This window comes from Burkholderia sp. SIMBA_062 (assembly GCF_046534765.1).
In the GTDB taxonomy this organism is placed as follows: Bacteria; Pseudomonadota; Gammaproteobacteria; order Burkholderiales; family Burkholderiaceae; genus Burkholderia; species Burkholderia ambifaria.
The window spans coordinates 97,781-120,340 of the sequence record NZ_JAWRYD010000008.1 but is presented as its reverse complement, the minus strand read 5'-3'; the positions used below and the strand labels follow the sequence as shown (position 1 = coordinate 120,340).

Genomic DNA, 22,560 nt, shown 5'->3' with positions numbered 1-22,560 from the left:
CTCATCGAGCGGCCATTTTGTTGTCCAGCGAGTGCCGGCGCGCAGGGTGTCCGGCTGCGCGAATCAGCGGGCGAGCGACGCGAGATCCCAGCGCGGCTTCACCGTGAACGCGTAGTCGGCATTCGCCTGCTCGGGCCAGCGGCCGAGCCGCAATGCGCCGGCGAGCGCGATCATCGCGCCGTTGTCGGTGCAGAGCGCGAGATCGGGATAGTGCACGTCGAAGCCGCGCTTGGCCGCTGCCGCCGACAGCGCCGCGCGCAACTGGCGGTTCGCGCCGACGCCGCCCGCGACGACCAGGCGCTTGAGTTTCGTCTTCTTGAGCGCGGCGAGCGACTTCGCGACGAGCACGTCGACGGCCGCGTCGACGAAGCCGCGCGCGAGGTCGGCCTTCGCGCGCTCGAGCGCTTCGCCTTCCAGCTTCGCCGCCTCGAATTTCTTCATCTGCGTGAGCACGGCCGTCTTCAGGCCGCTGAAGCTGAAGTCGAGATCGCCCGAATGCAGCATCGGACGCGGCAGCACGACCGCACCCGGCGTGCCCGTTTCCGCGAGCTTCGACACTTCCGGGCCGCCCGGATAGCCGAGGCCGATCAGCTTCGCCGTCTTGTCGAACGCTTCGCCGGCCGCGTCGTCGAGCGTCTCGCCGAGCGTCTCGTACACGCCGACGTCGGTCACGCGCATCAGTTGCGTATGGCCGCCCGACACCAGCAGCGCGATGAACGGGAACGGCGGCGGCTCGTCGACCAGCAGCGGCGACAGCAGGTGGCCTTCGAGGTGATGAATGCCGACGGTCGGCTTGTTCCATGCCAGCGCGAGCGCATTCGCGATGCTCGCGCCGACCAGCAGCGCGCCGGCGAGGCCGGGGCCTTGCGTGAACGCGATCGCGTCGATGTCGTCGCGGTGCGTGCCGCTTTGCGCCATCACTTCCTCGAGCAGCGGCAGCGCGCGGCGGATGTGATCGCGCGACGCGAGCTCCGGCACGACGCCACCGTATTCGCGGTGCATCGCGATCTGCGAATGAAGCGCGTGCGCGAGGAGGCCGCGCTGCGTGTCGTAGAGCGCGAGGCCGGTTTCATCGCAGGAGCTTTCGATGCCGAGAACGAGCATGGGTAAGGGCGGGGGCGCGGTCTGAAGCGCGCCGCAGGTAGGTCGACGTAACCAGAAATTATAGCAGGCGGGAGCCGGTCGCCGCCGCGGACGGCCCGGGCCGGAGGCCGGGCAGGTACAATCCGCGCCATGGAAACTTATGACATCGCCGTGATCGGCGCGGGCGCCGCCGGGATGATGTGCGCCGCGGTCGCCGGGCAACTCGGCCGCCGCGTGGTGCTGATCGACCACGCGCCGCGGCTCGCCGAGAAAATCCGCATCTCGGGCGGCGGCCGCTGCAACTTCACGAATCTCTACGCAGGCCCCGACAACTACCTGTCGTCGAATCCGCATTTCGCGCGCTCGGCGCTCGCGCGTTACACGCCGCGCGACTTCCTCGGGCTCCTCAAGCGCCATCACGTCACCTGGCACGAAAAGCACAAGGGCCAGCTCTTCTGCGACCACGGCAGCGACGCGATCATCGACATGCTGAAGCACGAATGCGACGCGGGCGGCATCGCCTGGCGCCGGCCGGTGGTCGTCGACGCGGTGCGCCACGCAGCGGCCGACGGCTTCACCCTCGACACGCAGCAGGCAGGGCCGATCCGCGCACGCGCGCTGATCGTCGCGACGGGCGGCCTGTCGATCCCGAAGATCGGCGCGACCGACTTCGGCTACCGGGTCGCGAAGCAGTTCGGCCACAAGCTCGTCGATACGCGGCCCGCGCTCGTGCCGCTCACGTTCGCGCAGCACGACTGGGAGCCGTTCGCGGCGCTGTCCGGCGTGTCGCTCGAAGTGCGCGTGTCGACGGGCGACAAGAAGCGCGGCGGCGAATTCGTCGAGGATCTGCTGCTCACTCATCGCGGCCTGTCGGGCCCCGGCATCCTGCAGATCTCCAGTTACTGGCAGTCCGGCGACCCGATCCGCATCGACCTCCTGCCGCAGCGCGACGCGGTGGCCGACCTGCTCGACGCGAAGCGCACGTCGAAGCGTCAGATCGGCTCGCTGCTCGCGCACTGGGTGCCGTCGCGCCTCGCGCACGTCTGGCTCGACACGCATCGCGTCGCGGCCGACGCGCGGCTCGCGGACCTGCCCGACAAGACGCTGCGCCAGATCGGCGACGCGCTGTCCGGCTGGACGCTGACGCCGAACGGCACCGAGGGCTACAAGAAGGCCGAGGTGACGAAGGGCGGCGTCGATACGCGCGAACTGTCGTCGGCGACGATGATGAGCGCGCGGGTGCCGGGGCTGTTCTTCATCGGCGAGGCGGTGGACGTGACGGGCTGGCTCGGCGGCTACAACTTCCAGTGGGCATGGGCGTCCGGCACGGCGGCCGGGCAGGCGGCGGCGGAGTTTGCGCGTGGCGTCTGACGGGTCCGCGCAGGCCCGCCGTTGACGGGATCCGGCCCTTAGGCCTTTGTGCGACGCTCTGCTATACTCGTAAGTCTTCCCTGCAAACCTTTATTCGTGTCGGATCATGACGATCATTCGCGTTAAAGAGAACGAGCCGTTCGAAGTCGCCATGCGTCGCTTCAAGCGCACGATCGAGAAGAACGGTCTGCTGACCGAGCTTCGTGCGCGGGAGTTCTTCGAGAAACCGACCGCCGAGCGCAAGCGCAAGAAGGCAGCAGCAGTGAAGCGTCACCACAAGCGGATTCGCAGCCAGACGCTGCCGAAGAAGCTGTACTGAACGATTGAGCGCCGCGCGGTTCACTGAGCGGCGCACCGGCGACCTCCGCACGATTGGTGTCGATCAGGGGCTGCGAGTCGCCGATGCCGGATTCGAGCAACCCGCTTGAGACATAGTCCCAAGCGGGTTTTTGTGTTGACGTCCATTCACGGGCGTCGAAGTCACGTTTCCATCCCGGGTGCAAGATGAGTTTGAAAGAGCAGATCAGCGAAGACATGAAGGCCGCGATGCGCGCGAAGGAAAGCGAGCGTCTGGCGACGGTTCGCCTGCTGCTGGCCGCGATCAAGCAGCGCGAGATCGATGATCAGGTGACCCTCGACGACGCGGGCATCACCGCCGTGATCGACAAGATGATCAAGCAGCGCAAGGACTCGATCAGCCAGTTCCAGGCCGCCGGCCGCGACGATCTCGTCGCGAAGGAACAGGCCGAACTGACCGTGCTGGGCGCCTACATGCCCGCGCAACTGTCGGACGCGGAAGTGGCCGCCGAAGTCCAGGCCGCGGTCGCGGCAACGGGCGCGGCCGGCCCGCAGGACATGGGCAAGGTGATGGGCGTGCTGAAGGGCAAGCTCGCCGGCCGTGCCGACATGACCGCCGTCTCCGCGCAGGTCAAGGCCGCGCTGTCGAAGTAAAACCCGCTTCCCGGCGCGTCGCATGCGCGTGCGCCGGGGCATCGTATTGTCCTTTTTTCGCTCGATCCCACGGTGATTCCGCATTCGTTCCTGCAGGATTTGCTGAACCGCGTCGATATCGTCGACGTGGTGGGCCGGTACGTGCAGCTCAAGAAGGGCGGCGCCAACTTCATGGGGCTGTGCCCGTTCCATAACGAGAAGAGCCCATCGTTTACCGTCAGCCCGACCAAGCAGTTCTATCACTGCTTCGGATGCGGCGCGCACGGCACGGCGATCGGCTTCCTGATGGAGCACGCGGGGCTCACGTTCCCGGAAGCCGTGCAGGAACTCGCGCAATCGGTCGGACTGACCGTGCCGCACGAGCCGTCGATGCGCGGTGGTGGTGGGGGCGGCGGCGACTATCCGGCACCTGTGTCGAAATCGGTCGCGACGGCGCTGTCCGACGTGATGTCCGTCGCGTGCGACTACTATCGCAAGCAGTTGCGCGGCGCGACCGTGGCAATCCAGTACCTGAAGAACCGGGGCCTGACCGGGGAGATCGCTGCGCGCTTCGGTCTTGGCTATGCGCCGGACGGCTGGCAGAACCTCGAAACCGCGTTCCCGGACTACCGCGACGAGTCGCTCGTCGAAGCGGGGCTCGTGATCGTCAGCGAAAAAACCGACGCGCAAGGCGTCGCGCGACGCTACGACCGGTTCCGAGAGCGGATCATGTTCCCGATCCGCAACGTGAAGGGGCAGGTGATCGGGTTCGGTGGCCGCGTGCTCGGCAGCGGCGAGCCGAAGTACCTGAATTCGCCCGAAACGCCGCTGTTCAACAAGGGCAGCGAACTGTACGGGCTGTTCGAGGCGCGCCTCGCGATCCGCGAGCGCAAGTACGTGCTGGTGGTCGAGGGCTACATGGACGTCGTCGCGCTCGCGCAGCTCGGCTTCCCGAACGCGGTCGCGACGCTCGGCACGGCGTGCACGCCGATTCACGTGCAGAAGTTGCTGCGCCAGACCGATACGGTCATTTTCAGCTTCGACGGCGACTCGGCCGGCCGGCGTGCGGCGCGCCGCGCGCTCGAGGCGTGCCTGCCGCATGCGGCGGACAACCGGACGATCCGATTCCTTTTCCTGCCGTCCGAACATGATCCCGACAGCTACGTACGCGAGTTCGGCGCGGACGCGTTCTCCGAGCAGGTCGAACGCGCGATGCCGCTGTCGCAATTTCTGTTGAACGAAGCAATTGCCGGCAAGGCGCTCGATCAGCCGGAAGGTCGCGCGAAGGCGCTGTTCGACGCGAAGCCGCTGTTGCAGGCGCTGCCGGCGAACGCGTTGCGCGCGCAGATCATGCACATGTTCGCCGACCGGCTCGATATCCCGTTCGAGGAAGTCGCGGCGCTGTCGGATGTGGATGCACGCATTGCCGCGCCGGCGCGCCAGGCGCCGCCGCGTAGCGAGCGGCGGCGCGTGACGGACAGCGAAAAGCGGGCGTTGCGTACGCTCGTGATGCATCCGCGGATCGCGTCGCAGCTCGACGAAGAGCAGCTTGCGACGCTGCGCGCGCTGCCGCGCATCGGCGAGTTGTTCGCCGAGGTCGTCGAACATGCGCGTGCGCTGGGCGACGGCGCGGAGTTCCGGCTGCTGTCGGACGTGCTGCGCACGTCCTCGAACGGGGCGACTTACGAGGAAATCTTCCGCGAAATTCTGGACTATGATGAAAACGTCCGCGACTTGCTGTTACAGAATCCGGAGGACGAGACGGTGCCTGAGCGGCAGCGCGAACAGGAGCGGATCGCGGGCGAGGAATTGCAGGCCGCGGTGCTGAAGATGCGCTATGACGCCTGCTGCGACCGGCTCGATCGGCTGGCGCGGCAATCCACCTTCACACCCGAGGAACTGGCCGAATTGACGGAATTGAACCGGCAGCGAACCGACATGAAGCGTCGGCTCGGGCTGTAGGCGGCCGGGGCGCCAGGAGAGGGCTCCCCAGCGTGCTATAATATAAGGTTTCCAGCGGTTTGTTTTCCAAGCAGAGGCGAGAATCGCGATGGCAAAGACGACAGGCGGAAAGAAAGCAACGGGCAAGGGCTCGACGGAGCCGACCACGAAGGTCACTGCGGCCAAGTCTGCTTCTTCCACCAGGACAACGTCTTCAGCCACGTCAGCCCCTGCAGGAAAGAAAACCGCGGCCGGCACTGCTCAGGCTGCGCCGGCGTCGGCAGCCAGAACACGGGCTGCCGCCAGACCCGACTCCGGGCCGGCCAAGCCGGCGGCGAAGCGGGCAAGTGCGAAAAGCGCAAGGGACACGACTGCCGCCGCGGACGAAACGGCAGTACGTACTACTCATGCACCCACGGTTCAACCGGCTGTCGTCCAGCAGCCGCGAGTCGATATAGCCGGTACGGCGAACTCCATGACCAAAAAGCTGAACGAAGTATCCGTCGATGACGACGCAAATCAGAGCGACGAGCAGCCCGCACCTGCGGCTGCCCCGGGCAAATCCAAGGTGCGCGATCGTCGCGCCAAGGAAAAGGCGCTGCTGAAGGAAGCGTTCGCGACGAGCACGCCCGGCACGGCCGAGGAGCTCGAAGAGCGCCGCGTGAAGCTGCGCGCGCTGATCAAGCTCGGCAAGGAGCGCGGCTTCCTCACGTATGCCGAAATCAACGACCACCTGCCGGACAACTTCACCGAGACAGAAGCCCTCGAAGGCATCATCGGCACGTTCAACGACATGGGCGTGGCCGTATACGAGCAGGCACCGGACGCGGAAACGCTGCTCCTGAACGACAACGCGCCGGCCGCGTCGTCGGACGATGAAGTCGAGGAAGAAGCGGAAGTCGCGCTGTCGACCGTCGATTCGGAATTCGGTCGCACGACCGATCCGGTCCGGATGTACATGCGCGAGATGGGCACGGTCGAGCTGCTCACGCGCGAAGGCGAAATCGAGATCGCGAAGCGGATCGAGGACGGCCTGCGCCACATGGTGATGGCGATTTCCGCGTGCCCGACGACGATCGCCGACATCCTCGCGATGGCCGAGCGCGTCGCGAACGAAGAGATCCGCGTCGACGAACTCGTCGACGGCCTGCTCGATCCGAATGCTTCGGACTCCGCCGATACGGACGGTTTCTCCGCGAAGGAAGCCGAAGCGATCGAGAACGAGGACGAGGAAGCCGAAGAGGAAGAGGAAGAAGAGGAAGAGGAGGAGGACGACGGTGCCGCACAGGCGTCGGCCAACGCCGCCCAGCTCGAAGCCCTCAAGCGTGCATCGCTCGAAAAGTTCTCGCAGATCAGCGAGTGGTTCGACAAGATGCGCCGCGCGTTCGAGAAGGAAGGCTACAAGTCGAAGGCCTACCTGAAGGCGCAGGAAACGATCCAGACGGAGTTGATGACGATCCGCTTCACCGCGCGTACCGTCGAGCGTCTGTGCGACACGTTGCGTGCGCAAGTGGATGAAGTGCGTCAGGTCGAACGTCAGATCCTGCACATCGTCGTCGACAAGTGCGGCATGCCGCGTTCGGAATTCATCGCGCGCTTCCCGGGCAGCGAGACGGATCTCGACTGGGCCGAGAAGATCACGGCCGAAGGCCATTCGTACAGCGCGGTCCTGGCGCGTAACATCCCGGCGATCCGCGAACAGCAGCAGCGCCTGCTCGACCTGCAGGCGCGTGTCGTGCTGCCGCTGAAGGACCTGAAGGAAACCAACCGCCAGATGGCGGCCGGCGAACTGAAGGCGCGTCAGGCGAAGCGTGAAATGACCGAGGCGAACCTGCGTCTCGTGATCTCGATCGCGAAGAAGTACACGAACCGCGGCCTGCAGTTCCTCGACCTGATCCAGGAAGGCAACATCGGCCTGATGAAGGCGGTGGACAAGTTCGAATACCGTCGTGGCTACAAGTTCTCGACCTATGCGACGTGGTGGATCCGTCAGGCCATCACGCGTTCGATCGCGGACCAGGCGCGCACGATCCGTATTCCGGTTCACATGATCGAGACGATCAACAAGATGAACCGCATCTCGCGGCAGATCCTGCAGGAAACCGGGCTCGAGCCGGATCCGGCAACGCTCGCCGAGAAGATGGAGATGCCGGAAGACAAGATCCGCAAGATCATGAAGATCGCGAAAGAGCCGATCTCGATGGAAACGCCGATCGGTGACGACGACGATTCCCATCTCGGCGACTTCATCGAGGACAACAACACGGTCGCGCCGGCGGATGCCGCGCTGCATGCAAGCATGCGCGACGTCGTGAAGGACGTGCTCGATTCGCTGACGCCGCGTGAGGCGAAGGTGCTGCGGATGCGCTTCGGTATCGAGATGAGCACCGATCACACGCTCGAGGAAGTCGGCAAGCAGTTCGACGTCACGCGTGAGCGGATCCGTCAGATCGAGGCCAAGGCGCTGCGCAAGCTGCGTCACCCGAGCCGTTCCGACAAGCTGAAGTCGTTCCTCGAAGGGAACTGATTTCCAGCGTCTCACTTGCGAACGCCGCCGGTATCCGCGTGATGCCGGTGGCGTTTGTCTCCTTTGTCGTCTTTGTTGTTACAATGCCGGCCCGGCTTCGTTGCCGGAGCGGTATGTAGCACGCCACGCTTCTCATCTGGGCCCCTAGCTCATGCTTGGTTAGAGCAGCGAACTCATAATTCGTTGGTGCCGGGTTCGACTCCCGGGGGGCCCACCAGATTCTCTTCCAGGATCATCCCGGGACGTTGTACCGTTAAGCATAAGTTGTCCACCTGGACACGTTATGCCTGCCTACGCGCCTCAAGCACCTTCATCAGCTCTCCACGCGCGGTGAAGCTGCGCGGGAAGCCGGCGTAGGCGTAGAGCTGCACCACGACTTCCCGCACGTCGGTGACGGTCAAGCCAGCGTCCAGCCCTTGATTCAAGGCCTCATTCAGCTTGGCAGACCAGGTGATGCCTGTTCTCCACCGCTATCGCACCCGCCTACGCCGGCAGGGGACACTTCGATATCGAGCGCCTTCCGGTTGTTGGTGGATATCGTGTGAATGCATGGTGCTGGTCAGTGGCAGTACAGGCAGCTGGCGCCAGAGAGAATCAGAATGGCGCCAGCGGGTCGGTTTCAGGCGGGCATCGGCTCGCGGCCAAAGGCTTCGAGTTCGCGTGCCAGTGACTGCGCTGCCAGTTCAACCAGTGCGCGGCCTTTTTCGCGCGTGGCCAGGCCAGGATCGGAACCGATGCGTCCGTCAGGGAAGCGGGCGCGGAAGTCGAGGGCATCGCGGATCGGGCCGGTGTTGGCGATCGGCGGCGCGTAGTCGGCCGACTTGATCGAATCGGGGAAGGCCCATTGGGTAATCGCAATCTCGGACGGGGTGGCATGCGCGCCGTGGCCCGTCGGGAACTGGTCCCGCGCCAGTTCGCCCACGCCTTCAAGATCCCACCAGTTGCAAAGCTTCAGCGCGAAGCCCGCACGGCGACGCGCAAAGCTGGCTTCGGCATAAAGCTCGGAGAACGCGGCATCGATCGATGATACGTTGCCGCCGTGACCATTGAGGAACAGGATTTTCTCGAAACCGTGTGCCACCAGCGAGCGGGTCCAGTCGCCGATCGCGGCAATGAATGTGGACGGGCGAAGCGAGATGGTGCCGGGAAAGCCGAGGTGATGCTGGGCCATGCCGATATTGAACGTGGGGCCCACGAGGATATCGGCGGATCTTTCGGCTTCACGCGCGATGATCTCGGGACATAGCCAGTCCGTGCCAAGCAGTCCGGTGGGGCCGTGCTGTTCGTTGGAACCGATCGGCACGACGATCGTGCGGCTGCGCGTGAGGAACTGCTCGATTTCGGACCAGGTGGAAAGATGTAGAAGCATGACGACTCCTGTTACGGCTTTGCGGGTAGCTTGTTGGCGAGGATGATCAGTGCGGCGAGGATCGGCAGCGTGGCCAGGATCAGCATGCCGAGGTGCAGGTTGCCGGTGGCTGTCTTCGCCCATCCGATGATGGCCGGGCCCCAGAAGCCGCCTGAAAGCCCGATCGTGTTGATCAGCGCGATGCCGCCGGCTGCCCCGGGGCCCTTGATGTATTCGGAGGGCATCGCCCAGAACACCGTGTAGGTCATCCACAGTGCGCAGGTGCCGAGCGTGAGCAGCACCAGCGATGCGGCGAGATTGCCATCGACGAGGGTCGACGCGGCCAGCAGCAGCCCCCCGATGGTTGCGGGCACCGCGCTATGGAAACGGCGTTCGCCCGCCCGGTCGGACCGGCGCCCCATGTAGTACATGCCGCACGCCGCCGCAATATAGGGGAGGGCCGAGTACCAGCCGAGTTGTACGGTGTCGCTCACGCCCTGGGCCTTGATGAGGGTCGGCAGCCAGAAGCTGATCGCATAGATGGCGGCGATGATGCAGAAGTAAGCGAAGGCCAGCACATAGACCCGGACGTCACGCGCCACGGCGAGGAAAGAGTGATTGTGCGCCGCCGCGGAGCCGATCTCGCTCGCGAGCAGGCGCTTTTCGTCCTCGGTCAGCCACGCCGCATCGGCGGGCCGGTTCGGCACGAAGAACAGGGCGAGCACGCCGAGCAGGATACAAGGCAGGCCCTCGACCAGGAACATCCATTGCCAGCCGGCCAGTCCGCCGGCGCCGGACAGCGCGGTGATCAGCCACGCCGATACCGGTCCACCGACAATGCCGCCGAGCGGGCCGGCAAGGAACACGACGGCGATGGCGCGCGCCATGCGCTGCGGGCCATACCAGCACGAGAGGTAGTAGATCATGCCCGGCGCAAAGCCCGCTTCGAAGATGCCGAGCACGAAGCGCATCGCGTAGAACATCGGCACGTTACGTACGAACAGCATGCAGGCTGACGTAATGCCCCACAGCACCAGGATGCGGCTGAAGGTCTTGCGCGCGCCGATGCGCGGCAACATCAGGTTACTGGGTATCTCGAACAATACGTAGCCGATGAAGAAGATTCCGGCGCCCACGCCGTACGCGGCATCGGAGAAGCCGAGGTCGCTTTGCATCTGGAGCTTCGCAAAGCCGATGTTGACGCGGTCGAGGTAGGCGAACAGGTAGCAGCTCAGCAGGAACGGCAGTAGTCGCCAGTTGATCTTGCTGTAGAGGTTTGAGGTGTCGCCTACCGCACTTTCGCTCGGGATTGCCAGCATGCCAGTCTCCAATGTCGTACGTGGTACCGCCTGATGCATCGGATAGTGGCAGCGCGCCGGGCAATCACCAACAGCAACCATGTGCACACTTCGTTGCCTGCAGGGCAACGCATCTGGTATGGTGGGCGTCTGGCGGTAGTGGCGGTAATCATCGGACGGATGGTTCGACATGCGTGAAATCAATCAGCAGCGGCTGCGCTACTTCCGCGCAGTGCTCGAGCAAGGGACCATCCGCGGCGCCGCCGAGAGCCTGAACACGTCGCCGTCGGTGATAACCCGGCAGATTCGGCTGCTCGAGGACGAACTTGGCGCGACGCTGTTCGAGCGGCAAGCGCGTGGCGTCAGGCCGACCGAAGCGGCCGCGCACCTGCTCGAGTTCTGGCGCGGCTACCGCTCGCATCAGGAGCGGCTCGAGGATCAGCTCCACGCGCTCAAGGGCCTGAAGCAGGGGCAAGTCCAGCTGGTCATGAGCGAAGGCTATGTGGATGCGCTGGTCAACGAGGTGCTGGCGCCATTCTGTGCGCAGTACCCTTTGCTCGACATCGGCATGGAGATCCTCGGAGTCGATCAGGTGCTGGAAGCCGTGGCGGAAAGCCGCGCGCACCTCGGGCTTGCCTTCAACCCGCCGCCGCACCCGCGTATCGAGTATCTGGCGAGTTCGTCGCAGGCGGTCGGGCTGCTGGTGCGGTCCGACCATCCGCTGGCATTGCGCGGCGGCCCGGCCAGCGTCGAGGACATGTTGTCGTGGCCGCTGGCCATGATGCCGGCATCGTTCGGTGTCGGGCATGCGGCCAAGATGCTCGAATTCGCCGAGAACATTACGATACGGCCGAAGCTGGTCACCAATTCGCTCACGGCGCTCAAGCAATTCGTCGCCTACGAAAACTACATGACGCTGATCGGCGGCGAATTCGCGGCGTATCGGGAGATCGCCGCCGGCACGCTCACGGTGGTGCCGATCGATCATCCACTCTTCAAGGGCACCCAGGCGCGGTTGCTCGCGAAGGCAGGGCGGCCGTTACCGGCGGCCGCCCTCAAGCTCCTTGAACATATTCTGCGGGACATGCCGATGTTCGCGCAGGGCGGCGAGTAGCGGAACAAGCGGACAGGTCATGGCCCAGTCGGTTGACGCTGGCCGGCTGGATTGCGATGTCGCAACGCTTCGCGGGTTTTTCTTCGTGCGGCCTGAATGTGTCGAACGTATTGAACATGTCCGCGCCGGCGCCGCCTGTCGTATCGCCGCCACCGGGAAAACACGGAGGGCGTGCGGTCCCGATATCAATCGAAGTATGCTGTAGCGCGACCTGCGCGCACGATCGGGATTCGTCGAGCACGCGAACCGCAGACCAGCGCCGCGCTCCGTCCGGCAGCCAGAACAAACACACACCGACTTCGCCCGACGGTTGGGGGCGACCAAAATGATCATGCTGCGTTCGTGGGGTGCGATTCTCTCGTTGCTGATGCTTGCCGCGTGCGCCAGCCTGCCGCCGCAGGTCGGTCGCGCGCCGACGCATGCATACACCGACACCGCAAACACGCGCCTCGGCATCGCGTTCCGCCAGCAGGCCGTCGCTCATCCAGGGCAGGACGCGTTTCATTTGCTGCGCGATCCCGTCGACGCACTCGATGCGCGCGTGCTGCTCGCCGATCGCGCGGACCGCTCGCTGGACCTGCAGTACTACATCTGGCACGACGACCTGACCGGACACGAACTCGCCGACGCGATCTTCCGCGCGGCCGATCGCGGCGTACGCGTGCGCGTGCTGCTCGACGATCTCGGAACGAATGCGGACGATCGCAAGCTGCTCGAGATCAGCTCGCATCCGAACATCGAGATCCGGCTCTTCAATCCGGTCGCGACGCGCCACTTCAAGAAGATCGGCGCGGTGTTCGAATTCTCGCGCGTCAACCGGCGCATGCACAACAAGGCGATGATCGCGGATAACCAGGCGGCGATCGTTGGTGGCCGCAACATCGGCGACGAGTACTTCGGTGCGTCGTCGATGCTGGAATTCGGCGACCTCGACGTGGTCGTGCATGGTCCCGTCGTGAATGACATCTCGACCGAGTTCGACACGTTCTGGAATTCGCCGTATGCGTTTTCGGTCAATGCGCTGGTGGGGCATGACGCCGCGCCGGGCGGCCTCGATCGCGAGCGCGAACGGCTGCGTGACTACCTGCGCGCGATGGAGGACAAACCGTACGTGCTCGAGGCGCGTCAGCGGCTCGACCAGATCGTGCATGGCCAGGGCACGGAATTGTCGTGGGGTCACGCGACGGTCCTGTACGACGATCCGGCGAAGATCGCGCGAGCCCCGAAGGACAGCGAAGGACACCTGATGCCGCAATTGCGCGCGCTCGCGTTGCGGCCCGAGCACGAACTGCTGATCGTGTCGCCGTATTTCGTGCCAGGCAAGGACATGGTCGAGCGGCTGCGTGCGCTCACGGCGCGCGGCGTACGCGTGATGATCCTGACCAACTCGCTCGCGTCGACCGACGTCGCGGCCGTGCATGCCGGTTACCGGCGCTATCGGCGCGAACTGGTGGAGGCCGGCGTGCGGCTTTACGAGCGGCGGCCGTCCGGCGACAAGAGCATCTCGAAGCAGGTCATCATCGGTTCTTCGCGCGCGTCGCTGCACGCGAAGACGTATGTGTTCGATCGCAAGAGCATCTTCATCGGTTCGATGAATCTCGATCCGCGCTCGCTGAACCTCAACACCGAGATCGGTGTTTATTGCGAGAGTCCGGCCATTGCGTCCGACGTCGCGACGGACCTGGAGCCGCGGCTCGATCGAATCGCATGGCGAGTCGAATCGAAAACCGATCCGGCCGGCAACGGGCGGCTCAAGTGGATTCAGACCGACGTGGACGGAAAGGCGACCGAGCTCGATCACGAACCGGAAGTGTCGGCGGCGCGGCGCATGGAAGTGTGGTTTCTCGGCTTGTTTCCGATCGAATCGCAGCTCTGATCGTGCCCGCTTGGCCGCGACAACGGCGGGCGGCGTATGCGGACGCACATCGCCGATCCGGACGCGACGCCCGGATTGCCGCGCACACGGTTCCGGGCGGGCGTGCGAAATCGTCCACGTCCGGAACCGCACCGCTCATCGCACGATCAGCGCGCGAAATCCGACGTGCTCTGGATGAACGTGTTCAGCTTCGAGATGTTCACGCTGCCGAAGCCCGTCGTCGCGTCCCAGCCGGCCTTCGCGTTGTAGCCGTACGTTCCGCTGCCGTTGTTGCCGGACGTCACGTCGTGGAGCAGAGCCGCGTTGGTCGGAAAGTACTTGTAGATGCTCGACGCCGGGAAACCGAGCGCGTTGTTGTTCGCCGATTGCAGCCGCGCCCAGATGCCGGTGAAGATCGGCGCGGCGAGACTCGTGCCGCCTTCGTTGTTCAGGTAGCCCGAACCCCACAGCGTGTCGGACGTCTGGCCGTTCACCACGAGAATCGCGCCGGTGCGCAGGTCGGCGTCGAAGCCGACGTCCGGCAGCGCGCGCTTGGTCGAGCCGGTGAGGCTCGACGACTGCCACGACGGCGCGGCTTCGTATTTGCTGTAGCCGCCGCCCGTCGACCACACGGTGCCTGACTGCCAGCTCGGATCGTTCCACACGATTTCGCTGTTGTACGCGTTGGTCGACGTATTGGTGAACAGCGTCGTGCCGCCCACCGCGATCACGTAAGGCGACGTGGCGGGTTCGCTCACCGTGTAGGTCGAGCGCGATGGCTTGCCGCTCGCGCATTCGTATGCGCCGTGGTCGCCGGCCGACACGGAAAAGGTCTGCCCCTGCGCGACGGCCTGCTTGAAGATGGTGTCGTCGGTCGCCTGGGAGCCGGTGCTGTACGCGGACGATTCGCACACGCCGAGCGACACGTTGATGACCTTCGCGACGTTGTCGCTCACCGCCTTGTTGTACGCGGCGGTGATCGCCGTGAGCGTCATCGACGGCGCCACGTAGAACACGACCTGTTTCACGCTGCCGCCGGCGGTGCCGACGATCGACTGGCTGTCGAGGTTCCATTCGACAGTGCCGGATGTATCGGTGTACGAACTACCTGACGGACCCGTCTGAACGATGCTGCTGCTGATCGTGCCGAGGCCGTTGTTCGCGGCAAACGTGTTGAGGTCGCTGACCGTCTGCGACAGATCGCCTTCGGAGATGATGCCGACCGTGGTCTGCGAGGCCGTCGGCGTACCGTCGCCGCCATAAAGCGACGAGAACTCGGTCGGGTTGTGCGGCACCGCGGATGCGCCGGCCGGGATCGTCAGGTTGCTGGTGTTGCCCTGCGGCTTGCTGCCCGCGCCGGTATGCATGAGCTCGACGTTCTGCAGGCCGAGCACGGCGCCGACGATGCCGCCGATCGCGTTCGGCACCTGCGCGGCGTCGGTGTTCGCGTAGACGCTGCGGCCGTTGCGGGTGAAGCGCTTGAGCGTCGTGCGGAAGGCCGACTTGATCGTTGCCGCGGTGCCGGATGCGGACACGAGCAGGCGGTTCGGCGCGACCACGATGTTGACGAAGCCGGCCTTGCGCAGGTGCGCGACGACGGAGGCGACCTGCTGGTCGGTCGGCGCGTATTGCGCGGCGAACTGCGCCGGCGTGAGGAACTGCTTGTAGTGCGGCGAGCCGGGCGTATGCAGGTCGCGCAGGTACTGGTCGAGTTGCGCTTCGTTGCGCAGGTTCAGCCCGAGCACGATGTCCACCGATTCGCCGGGCGCCATCTCGGTGGCAGCCGCCGCGGCGGCGGCGGTGCTGGCCGCCGGTGCGCCGGCGGTACTGCTGCTTTCACCTTGCTGGACGAGCGGCAGGAATCCCTTGGTGCGCGTTTCCGTCCAGCCGGCGGCTGGTGCGGCATGGACGGCCGTCATGCCGAACGAAGCAGCCGCTGCGGCGGCGAAGGCGAGCTTGACGATGCGGATGTGCTTTGGTTTCTTGTCTGCAACCTGATTCATTTTGAATTACCCCTCCGGTTGAACATCGAACGGCATGAACAACAACAGTCGACAGCGGCGCGGATCGTGTGCCGCCGATATCCGCCGCGCTTGCGCGGGTGGCGCGGACGCGACGGGGCCTTTCGCCCGATCCGGAAAGGTGGTGACCTCCGGGAGCGAAATGCTGGAATGCCAGGTAGTGGTGGCCCTGCGCCGCGTTGCGGCTCATTGCGGGTCGGTTGCGCCAGCAGGCTTGATGCAGGCGGGTGGCTAGAGCAACAGCTTCGGTGTCCTGCTCATTCGGTTCGGTCCTTCGGCCCGCTGCCGGACGGCAGCTGCCCAATGAAATGCATCGGGATGTTGCTTGCGCCGACGGAACAGAGGCGGTCGGCGGCGAGAACGTCGGTACGGCGGAAGCGAAATGCGTCGAGCGGAATCGATTGCGTGGTTTGCAATGTGTCAGATTGCTTGCATCGGACGGTATCAAGAACGAAAGTTCGGTGTCAAACTTTTTCTGATTATATGAAACAAAATTAAATGAATTAAGCTGAAATGCTTTTGAAAAGATCGGGAGTGTTTTGTAATTTTCGAAACCCGATTTGGTTGTAATCGCAACTTCATCGGCCGGATCGTTCGCGGTTCGAATCGTAATGGGCGAGCCGTTGTGGAAGAAACATTCGAATTGTCGATGCCGGCGCCATCAACGAACTGTGCCGGGCGGGCGCCCGGCGCACGTCACCCCGCGTTCGTCTGCCAGCCGAGCCCGAGGCTCTTCTGCAGCGATACGTAATCCTTGATGAGTTCGGCCTTCCCGGCGATCAGTTCGGCTTGCGCTCCGGCGGGGCGGGGGACGTCTCGGCGGCCGGCATGCCGGCGGCATTGCCATCGTTTTCGGGCGCCACTGCTCGCGAACCTTCGTCATACGCGACGAGGCTGCGCTGCGGATTCGCGATCCGGATCCCGCGTTCGAGGAACATCACCGCGATCCGCCGGTTGAACTCGCGCTGCACGCCCCAGCGTGCCGAGTCCTTGCACTGGATCTGGCCTGCCAGCGCGATCGTCGCGCCGTCGACCTGGTCGATGCCCCAATAGCTGAAATCCGACAGGATGCCGTCCTTGTAGTTCGGGTCGTCGCGCAACGCGGCGCCGATCTCTTTCAGTGTCGCGATCGCGAGATCGATGTCCTGGCCGTAAGCGATGCTGACCTTGACGGCTGCGTTGCCGAGCCCGCGGTTCGTGTTGTTGACCGTTGTCACCGAGCTGAACGGGATCGTGTACAGCGACCCGTCGCCCGCGCGCAGCCGCACGGTGCGGATCGACAGGTATTCGACCGTGCCCGACACGCCGGCGAGCGTGACCCAGTCGCCCACCTGCATCGCGTTCTCCATCAGCAGGAAGATCCCGGTGATGAAATCCTGCACGAGCTTCTGCGAGCCGAAGCCGAGCGCGACGCCGAAGATGCTGGCGCCGGCGAGCAGCGGGCCGATGTTCACGCCGATTTCGCTGAGGCCCGTCAGCACGACGACGAGCGCGATCAGGATGAACAGCAGCGAACGCAGCATCGGCAGCAGCGTGCGCAACCGCGCCGCGCGCACGAGGTTGCCTTCGCGCGTCCATAGCTGCAGGCGCCGCTCGATCGCGATGTTCGCGGCTTCCCATACGATCAGCGCGACCATGGCCGCGATCGCGATCGTGATCAGCGCCGACGCGAGCCGATGGCCGATCGTGCCGGTCCCGAACGCATGGAAGATCGGCACGCCCCAGATCTGCAGCAGCAGCACGACGGTCACGACGGCGATCACCGCCGATACGATCTGGCGCATCAGCGGGTAGTAGCGGTACGCGTGGCGATGGACCAGCGTGCGATCGTCGTCGCGGCGCTGGAACAGCCGCGCGAGTGCGCCGAACACGACGATCGACACGATCCGCATGCCGACCATCACGGCGATCGAGCGGCCGCCGAGCGTGATCAGCACGCGGTAGCCGTTGTGCACGTCGAGCGCCCACACGAACCACAACGCCATCACGACGAACACCGCCACGGGCGCCCACGCGTCGGCGAGCGCATTGCCGATCACCGCGAAGGCCGGCCGCGCCTCTCCGGCCGCGCGGATGCGCGCGGCGACCGGCTGGCGGCACTGCAGGATCAGCGCCGAGATCATCAGGTGGCCGACGAGCGCGACGGCCTTCAGCAGCGCGACGTGACCGGCGTCGCTGAGGCCGAAGGTCCCGGCGATCTCGACCGCTGCGGTGCAGGCGCCGAGGACGATCACGATCCGCGCGATCGAGCGCTGCGCGAACACGGCCCATGCATCGCCGATGTGCAGCAGCCGCAGCTGCGGCGCATCGGGCTGGAAGAACAGGCGGCTGACGATCGTCACGAGGCGGCAGATCACGTAGATGTCGATCAGCGATTCGAGTGCGATTTCGGTCGGCGTGCCGGCGTCGTCGAGCAACGACATCGTCAGGCTCGCGACGCCGACGAACACCAGCAGCGGCACGACCCGCAGTGCGAGGCTGATCAGCGCGCGCGGCATCCGGCGCAGCAGCGTGGTGTTGCGCCGCGCATGGCCGCGGCCTTGCGATGACGTATCGGGCGTGCCGGTGCCGTCCGCGTTGGCGGCGGAGCCGACCGTTGATGCCGGCGTCGGGGCGTCGTCCGGCCCGGGCGGCTCGGATCCGGCGGGCTCGGCTGGCTCGTCTTCGGCGAGGCGCGACGATTCGGCGCGACGCGCGCTCAGCGCGGCCAGCGCGCGCCGCAGCAGCCGCCTCGCGAACCATTCGACGACGAACGCGGGCACGAGCACGGCGAGGATGATCCCGATCGCGCGCGTGAGGTCCGCACGTGCGTCGGCGCGGACCAGCCGCTCGTGCCACCAGCTGCCCACCGAGCCGACATCGACCAGCGAGCGCAGCGATTCGTGCAGCGCGCCGCCGATTTGGGCGGCCCAGCGCGATCCCTGCCGGACGACCATCGACGCGAGCCCGTTCGTCGTCAGCGCGGCGGGGGCGGCGGCAGCCGATGCCGCGCTGGCCGGCGCCGCGCCGCTCGCCGGCAGCGCGGGCGTGCTCAGCACGCCGACGGCCGCGATCGCGCGCAACGTGGTTTCGACCTGTTCGCGCTCGCGCGGGTTTTGCAGAACGGAGAGGGCCTGCTGCGCCTGTTGTGGCGTCAGCACGGGCACGGCGCCGGAGGCGGCCGATGCGGTGGCCGGGGCGGCGGCGGGGGCGGCCGCGTGGGCGGCCGATACGACGGCGGCGAGCAGCCAGCCGAGCAGGAAATGTCGCATGAGTTGGCGTGCGGGCGCGCATCGAAGCATGGCCCGCCGGTCTGGACGATGGACGGAAGTTAACATGATCGCGAACGCAACCGAATAGTTCCGTCGATGAATATTCGATTCGGGCATACCGCATACCGCATGCGACATGCCGATTCCTGACGAATCAGCTTGGCTCGTCGTGAAAGATCGGCAGCACGTGCTCGGCGATTTCCTCGATGACTTCGCGCACGGGCCGATCCGAGCCGGGATTCAGCGTGACATGGTGCGTGCCGGCCGCGCGTATGTCCCGCAGAATGCCGATCAGCGCGTTGCGTCCGGTTGCGTAACCGAGTGACAGCGCGGTGGCGGGCGCATCGCGATTCGCATCGAGATCGAGCCGCATCGACACGCCGAACGCGCGAAAGGCCGGTTGTGCGAGCCGCTCGACCGCCGCGCGCCACATCGAATAGCGCGCACGCTGCGTGTCTGGATCGCGGTGGTACGTCATCCAGCCGATCGCGTTCCGTGCGATCCAGTCGACGCTTTGTCCGCCGGAGCCGACCGCGAGCATCGGCACCGCGTCATCGCTACGCGGCAGCAGCGTGAAGTCGGGTGCGTCGGGCGGGGTTTCGTCGGGCAGCACGCGGGACAGCACGGCGAGCGCGGCCGCGATGATGTCCCAATGCCGGCGATACCGGTCGCGCCGCGTTTGCACGTCGACGCCGAACGCCGCATATTCGGGCGGCCGGTCGCCGGAGCCGAGGCCCAGGATGAAGCGTCCGCCGGACAGCGTCGCGACCGACAGCGCGCCCTTCGCGACATGCAGCGGATGACGCAGCGGCAGCACGATCGCGCCGCTCGCCAGCACGATCCGGCGCGTGCGCGCCGCGAGCGCGCCGAGCAGCACCCACGGATCGAGATGCCCGACCGGGTCGGGATAGTCGACGCTGTTCAGCGGCACGTCGCGGATCCACAGCGCGCGAAAACCGAGCGAATCGGCCAGCGCCGCGAGTTCGAGCTGCTCGTTGAAATCCGCGGCGGTGTGACCGCCGCGCAGCAGCGGCAACGTCAGGCCGATCGACAGTCGCTCGGCCGAGAAGACGCGATGCGTGACGTCGGCGCGCTTGGAGGCGGGCAGGGGCATGTCCATTCCTTGAAGACGGGGCGCAGCGCTCGCGCGCCGTACCGTGTCCGAATGCTAACGTGATCGCGACGCTCGCCACGCGATCCGCAGCGCCGTGCCGCGCTGCGCTGCGCGAGACCGAGGCGCTCCGCCACGCATCGCGACGTCCGGTTCGGCGGCGACGGGCGACAGCCACGTCGAACGCGGCCAGCGTCGGGCGATTGTAAGCGGCTCGTCGGCATCGTGCAGGCGCACGCGTACGGCCGGCGCCCGCGTCCCGTTCGTGCAACGCCGGCGTCGCGCCGCCCGCCGTCGATCGCGCGGGCCGTTTCCCGTCGTTTCACTTTCGAAACATTCACGCATTGCCGTTGCCGTGCGATTTGCATCGGGGCCATTTCACCGGCCCGCGCAGCCTTGCGCCGCGAAGCATGGTGCGCTCCTTGCATATCTGTATGCGCCGTGAGCGCGATCGCGGGTGCAGCAGGGGCCGGGCGATCGCTTCAGTGGGTCGGACGTACAGAAGACGGGGACAACAGAATGAAAACAGACCGAATCGCAACGCGTCGTGTTGCAAACATGAATCGCCGACCTGCCCTTGAATTTGCGTCGCCGTTGATTGCGGCGACGTGAGCGCGCGGCCTTCCGTTCCATCCGAACCCACTGGATCCGTTCTGAACGACGACATGCACGCGTGACGCGCGAGGCCGACGGTTGCCGGTCGGTCGTCGGGGATGAACTGCCGGTGCATGCAGATGGGCGACCATGACTTCCGGATCATCATGCCGACGCGTGAAACCCAGGCGCACCGCACCAGACGTATGCGCATGCGCATGCGCATGCGCATACGTCCCGCATGCGGTCCAGCGCGGCGCTGCGCGCGCCATCAGGAAATCGAAGGTGTAGTTCCGGGGAAAGGTCCGCCGGCCGTGCCGCGGCGGATCCGATGACATTGTGCTGTCAGTTGATCCACTACCCCGATGGATCAATTGTTGAAGCGCCCATCACCCTATGGTCGATGGGCGTCTTTTTTTGCGCGCCGGTCTCGCGCGGACTGCCGGCCCGATCGAGCGGCGTTCTGTATCATGTGCTGGCGCGCTGGCCGCCCGTGCGGTGCACGATCTGCCGCCGCGCCCGAACGCGCGCCGCCAACATGAACGACACCGCCTTGCACGACCCCTCATCCGCCAGCATCGATCCGGCCGCGCTCGATGCGCTGCACACGTTCGTCGAGCGCCATCCGCGGCTGCTCGTGCTGACCGGTGCGGGCATCAGCACGGATTCCGGCATCCCCGGCTATCGCGACCACAACGGTCAATGGATGCGCTCGCCGCCGATCCAACTGCACGAATTCCTCGGTTCCGATGCTGCGCGCCGACGCTACTGGGCGCGCAGCATGATCGGCTGGCCCGTGGTCGGCCGCGCGCAGCCGAACCGCTCGCACGTCGCGCTCGCGCGGCTCGGCGGCGCGGGCCGGATCGAGCGCCTCGTCACGCAGAACGTCGACGGTTTGCACCAGCGCGCGGGCAGCGGCGACGTGATCGAACTGCATGGCGGCATCAACCATGTCACGTGCCTTGATTGCGGCGCACATCACGCGCGCGCGACGATCCAGACCGTGCTCGAAACGGACAACCCGGAGCTGCTGGGCGCGCAGGCGGAGCCCGCCGCCGACGGCGACGCGCACCTCGAATGGGCCGCGCTCGACACGTTCCGCATTCCGGCCTGCCCGGCCTGCGGCGGGCTGCTGAAGCCTGCGGTGGTGTTCTTCGGCGAGAACGTGCCGCGCGAACGCGTCGCGCTGGCGTCGCAGGCGCTCGATGCGGCCGATGCGCTGCTCGTCGTCGGCTCGTCGCTGATGGTGTATTCCGGCTATCGGTTCTGCGTGTGGGCCCAGGCGCGGAACAAGCCCGTCGCCGCGCTGAACCTCGGCCGCACGCGCGCCGATCCGATGCTGACGCTGAAGGTCGAAGCACGTTGCGCGCCCGCGCTCGACGCGTTGAACGCGCGGCTGGGCGTTTGCGGCGGTGCGCCGGAGCACGCATCGTGACCGGGCCGACGTCTTCGCCCGATCCGTCCGCGCGGCTGTCGGCGCCGGCCGCGGAGCGCAATCGCGGGCCGATCCTCGACGTGCTGCGCCGCGTGCTGCCGGCGAGCGGCAGTGTGCTCGAGATCGCGAGCGGCACCGGGCAGCACGCGGTCCATTTCGCGCAGGCGCTGCCGGGGTTGCGCTGGCAGCCGAGCGATCCCGATGCGCACGCGCGCCGCTCGATCGCCGCGTGGGTCGCGCACGCGGGCCTCGCGAACCTGGCCGAGCCGCTGGCGTTCGACGTGCGAGACGCGTCGTGGCCGGCCGCGGCGCTCGACGCGATCGTCTGCATCAACATGATTCATATCTCGCCGTGGGCCTGCACCGATGCATTGTTCGACGGCGCGTCGCGCGTGCTGCGCCCGGGCGGCGTACTGTTCCTGTACGGCCCGTATCGCCGCGAAGGCCGGCACACGGCGCCGTCCAACGAAGCCTTCGACCAGCAGTTGCGCAGCCGCGACCCGTCGTGGGGCGTGCGCGATCTCGAGGCGGTCGTTGCGCTCGGCCTCGATCGCGGGCTCGACTGCACCGAGGTCATCGAGATGCCGGCGAACAACCTGAGCGTCGTGTTCCGCCGGCTGCCGCACGCGGAGCAATGACACGCCGGCGCGCATCGCGGCCGGGTTTCCACTATCCTTTCGC

15 protein-coding genes, 1 tRNA gene and 1 pseudogene are annotated in these 22,560 nt (G+C 66.1%); 10 read left to right on the top strand and 7 right to left on the bottom strand.

Translation table 11 applies throughout. The features are described 5' to 3' along the window. Positions 1-63 precede the first annotated feature (63 nt). Complete coding sequence (gene tsaD / locus SB786_RS10890; protein ID WP_057924023.1) at positions 64-1,104, bottom strand: tRNA (adenosine(37)-N6)-threonylcarbamoyltransferase complex transferase subunit TsaD; 1,041 nt, start codon at positions 1,102-1,104, stop codon at positions 64-66. A 120-nt stretch (positions 1,105-1,224) separates the two neighbouring features. On the opposite strand from tsaD, the gene SB786_RS10885 reads away from it, so the two are divergent. The 6 genes from SB786_RS10885 (at position 1,225) to SB786_RS10860 (ending at position 8,069) form a co-directional block, all read left to right on the top strand. Continuing rightward, positions 1,225-2,454, top strand: coding sequence for an NAD(P)/FAD-dependent oxidoreductase (locus tag SB786_RS10885; protein WP_410727558.1), 1,230 nt, complete (start codon positions 1,225-1,227; stop codon positions 2,452-2,454). A gap of 106 nt (positions 2,455-2,560) precedes the next feature. Further along, positions 2,561-2,773: a 30S ribosomal protein S21 gene (gene rpsU, locus SB786_RS10880; protein WP_410727455.1), complete on the top strand. Its 213-nt coding sequence runs from the start codon at positions 2,561-2,563 to the stop codon at positions 2,771-2,773. A gap of 185 nt (positions 2,774-2,958) precedes the next feature. Beyond that, on the top strand, positions 2,959-3,405 hold the full coding sequence (locus SB786_RS10875; RefSeq protein WP_006751744.1) for a GatB/YqeY domain-containing protein: 447 nt from the start codon (positions 2,959-2,961) through the stop codon (positions 3,403-3,405). 72 nt (positions 3,406-3,477) lie between these two features. After that, positions 3,478-5,346, top strand: a complete 1,869-nt coding sequence (gene dnaG, locus SB786_RS10870) for a DNA primase (RefSeq protein ID WP_410727454.1) — start codon at positions 3,478-3,480, stop codon at positions 5,344-5,346. A gap of 88 nt (positions 5,347-5,434) precedes the next feature. Next, positions 5,435-7,852: an RNA polymerase sigma factor RpoD gene (gene rpoD / locus SB786_RS10865; RefSeq protein WP_105831367.1), complete on the top strand. Its 2,418-nt coding sequence runs from the start codon at positions 5,435-5,437 to the stop codon at positions 7,850-7,852. 138 nt (positions 7,853-7,990) lie between these two features. Continuing rightward, positions 7,991-8,069 (top strand) — tRNA-Ile (locus SB786_RS10860). A 70-nt stretch (positions 8,070-8,139) separates the two neighbouring features. On the opposite strand, the pseudogene SB786_RS10855 reads toward SB786_RS10860, so the two are convergent. The 3 genes and pseudogenes from SB786_RS10855 to SB786_RS10845 form a co-directional block, all read right to left on the bottom strand. Next, positions 8,140-8,295, bottom strand: a pseudogene (locus SB786_RS10855) (carboxymuconolactone decarboxylase family protein); the annotation flags it as partial. Positions 8,296-8,471: 176 nt separating this feature from the next. Next, the gene (locus tag SB786_RS10850) at positions 8,472-9,221 is read right to left on the bottom strand and encodes a creatininase family protein (protein ID WP_410727453.1); all 750 of its coding nucleotides are present in this window, start codon (positions 9,219-9,221) and stop codon (positions 8,472-8,474) included. 11 nt (positions 9,222-9,232) lie between these two features. After that, positions 9,233-10,519, bottom strand: a complete 1,287-nt coding sequence (locus SB786_RS10845) for an MFS transporter (protein ID WP_410727452.1) — start codon at positions 10,517-10,519, stop codon at positions 9,233-9,235. A 169-nt stretch (positions 10,520-10,688) separates the two neighbouring features. Between SB786_RS10845 and SB786_RS10840 the strand changes: the two genes are divergently transcribed. Then, positions 10,689-11,612: a LysR family transcriptional regulator gene (locus SB786_RS10840; protein ID WP_410727451.1), complete on the top strand. Its 924-nt coding sequence runs from the start codon at positions 10,689-10,691 to the stop codon at positions 11,610-11,612. Positions 11,613-11,937: 325 nt separating this feature from the next. Then, on the top strand, positions 11,938-13,488 hold the full coding sequence (locus tag SB786_RS10835) for a phospholipase D family protein (RefSeq protein ID WP_410727450.1): 1,551 nt from the start codon (positions 11,938-11,940) through the stop codon (positions 13,486-13,488). A gap of 146 nt (positions 13,489-13,634) precedes the next feature. Here SB786_RS10835 and SB786_RS10830 read toward each other — a convergent pair whose 3' ends face one another. The 3 genes from SB786_RS10830 to SB786_RS10820 form a co-directional block, all read right to left on the bottom strand. Beyond that, positions 13,635-15,470 (bottom strand): protease pro-enzyme activation domain-containing protein, encoded by a 1,836-nt coding sequence (locus tag SB786_RS10830; protein ID WP_410727449.1) that lies wholly within the window; start codon positions 15,468-15,470, stop codon positions 13,635-13,637. 797 nt (positions 15,471-16,267) lie between these two features. Beyond that, positions 16,268-18,739 (bottom strand): mechanosensitive ion channel family protein, encoded by a 2,472-nt coding sequence (locus SB786_RS10825; protein ID WP_410727557.1) that lies wholly within the window; start codon positions 18,737-18,739, stop codon positions 16,268-16,270. Between the two features lie 154 nt (positions 18,740-18,893). After that, positions 18,894-19,853: an LLM class oxidoreductase gene (locus SB786_RS10820; protein WP_410727448.1), complete on the bottom strand. Its 960-nt coding sequence runs from the start codon at positions 19,851-19,853 to the stop codon at positions 18,894-18,896. Positions 19,854-20,982: 1,129 nt separating this feature from the next. Between SB786_RS10820 and SB786_RS10815 the strand changes: the two genes are divergently transcribed. Both SB786_RS10815 and SB786_RS10810 read left to right on the top strand, forming a co-directional pair. Beyond that, positions 20,983-21,879, top strand: coding sequence for an NAD-dependent protein deacetylase (locus SB786_RS10815; protein ID WP_410727447.1), 897 nt, complete (start codon positions 20,983-20,985; stop codon positions 21,877-21,879). Further along, complete coding sequence (locus SB786_RS10810) at positions 21,876-22,517, top strand: DUF938 domain-containing protein (RefSeq protein WP_410727446.1); 642 nt, start codon at positions 21,876-21,878, stop codon at positions 22,515-22,517. The genes SB786_RS10815 and SB786_RS10810 overlap by 4 nt, the downstream gene beginning before the upstream one ends. Positions 22,518-22,560 lie beyond the last annotated feature (43 nt).

Coding starts and splice junctions, on each gene's coding strand:
- SB786_RS10845 (WP_410727452.1), bottom strand. CDS start 10,519: ATGCTGGCAATCCCGAGCGAAAGTGCGGTAGGCGACACCTCAAACCTC.
- SB786_RS10830 (WP_410727449.1), bottom strand. CDS start 15,470: ATGAATCAGGTTGCAGACAAGAAACCAAAGCACATCCGCATCGTCAAG.
- SB786_RS10875 (WP_006751744.1), top strand. CDS start 2,959: ATGAGTTTGAAAGAGCAGATCAGCGAAGACATGAAGGCCGCGATGCGC.
- rpoD (WP_105831367.1), top strand. CDS start 5,435: ATGGCAAAGACGACAGGCGGAAAGAAAGCAACGGGCAAGGGCTCGACG.
- SB786_RS10825 (WP_410727557.1), bottom strand. CDS start 18,739: ATGCGACATTTCCTGCTCGGCTGGCTGCTCGCCGCCGTCGTATCGGCC.
- SB786_RS10835 (WP_410727450.1), top strand. CDS start 11,938: ATGATCATGCTGCGTTCGTGGGGTGCGATTCTCTCGTTGCTGATGCTT.
- SB786_RS10850 (WP_410727453.1), bottom strand. CDS start 9,221: ATGCTTCTACATCTTTCCACCTGGTCCGAAATCGAGCAGTTCCTCACG.
- SB786_RS10815 (WP_410727447.1), top strand. CDS start 20,983: ATGAACGACACCGCCTTGCACGACCCCTCATCCGCCAGCATCGATCCG.
- tsaD (WP_057924023.1), bottom strand. CDS start 1,104: ATGCTCGTTCTCGGCATCGAAAGCTCCTGCGATGAAACCGGCCTCGCG.
- rpsU (WP_410727455.1), top strand. CDS start 2,561: ATGACGATCATTCGCGTTAAAGAGAACGAGCCGTTCGAAGTCGCCATG.
- SB786_RS10840 (WP_410727451.1), top strand. CDS start 10,689: ATGCGTGAAATCAATCAGCAGCGGCTGCGCTACTTCCGCGCAGTGCTC.
- SB786_RS10820 (WP_410727448.1), bottom strand. CDS start 19,853: ATGCCCCTGCCCGCCTCCAAGCGCGCCGACGTCACGCATCGCGTCTTC.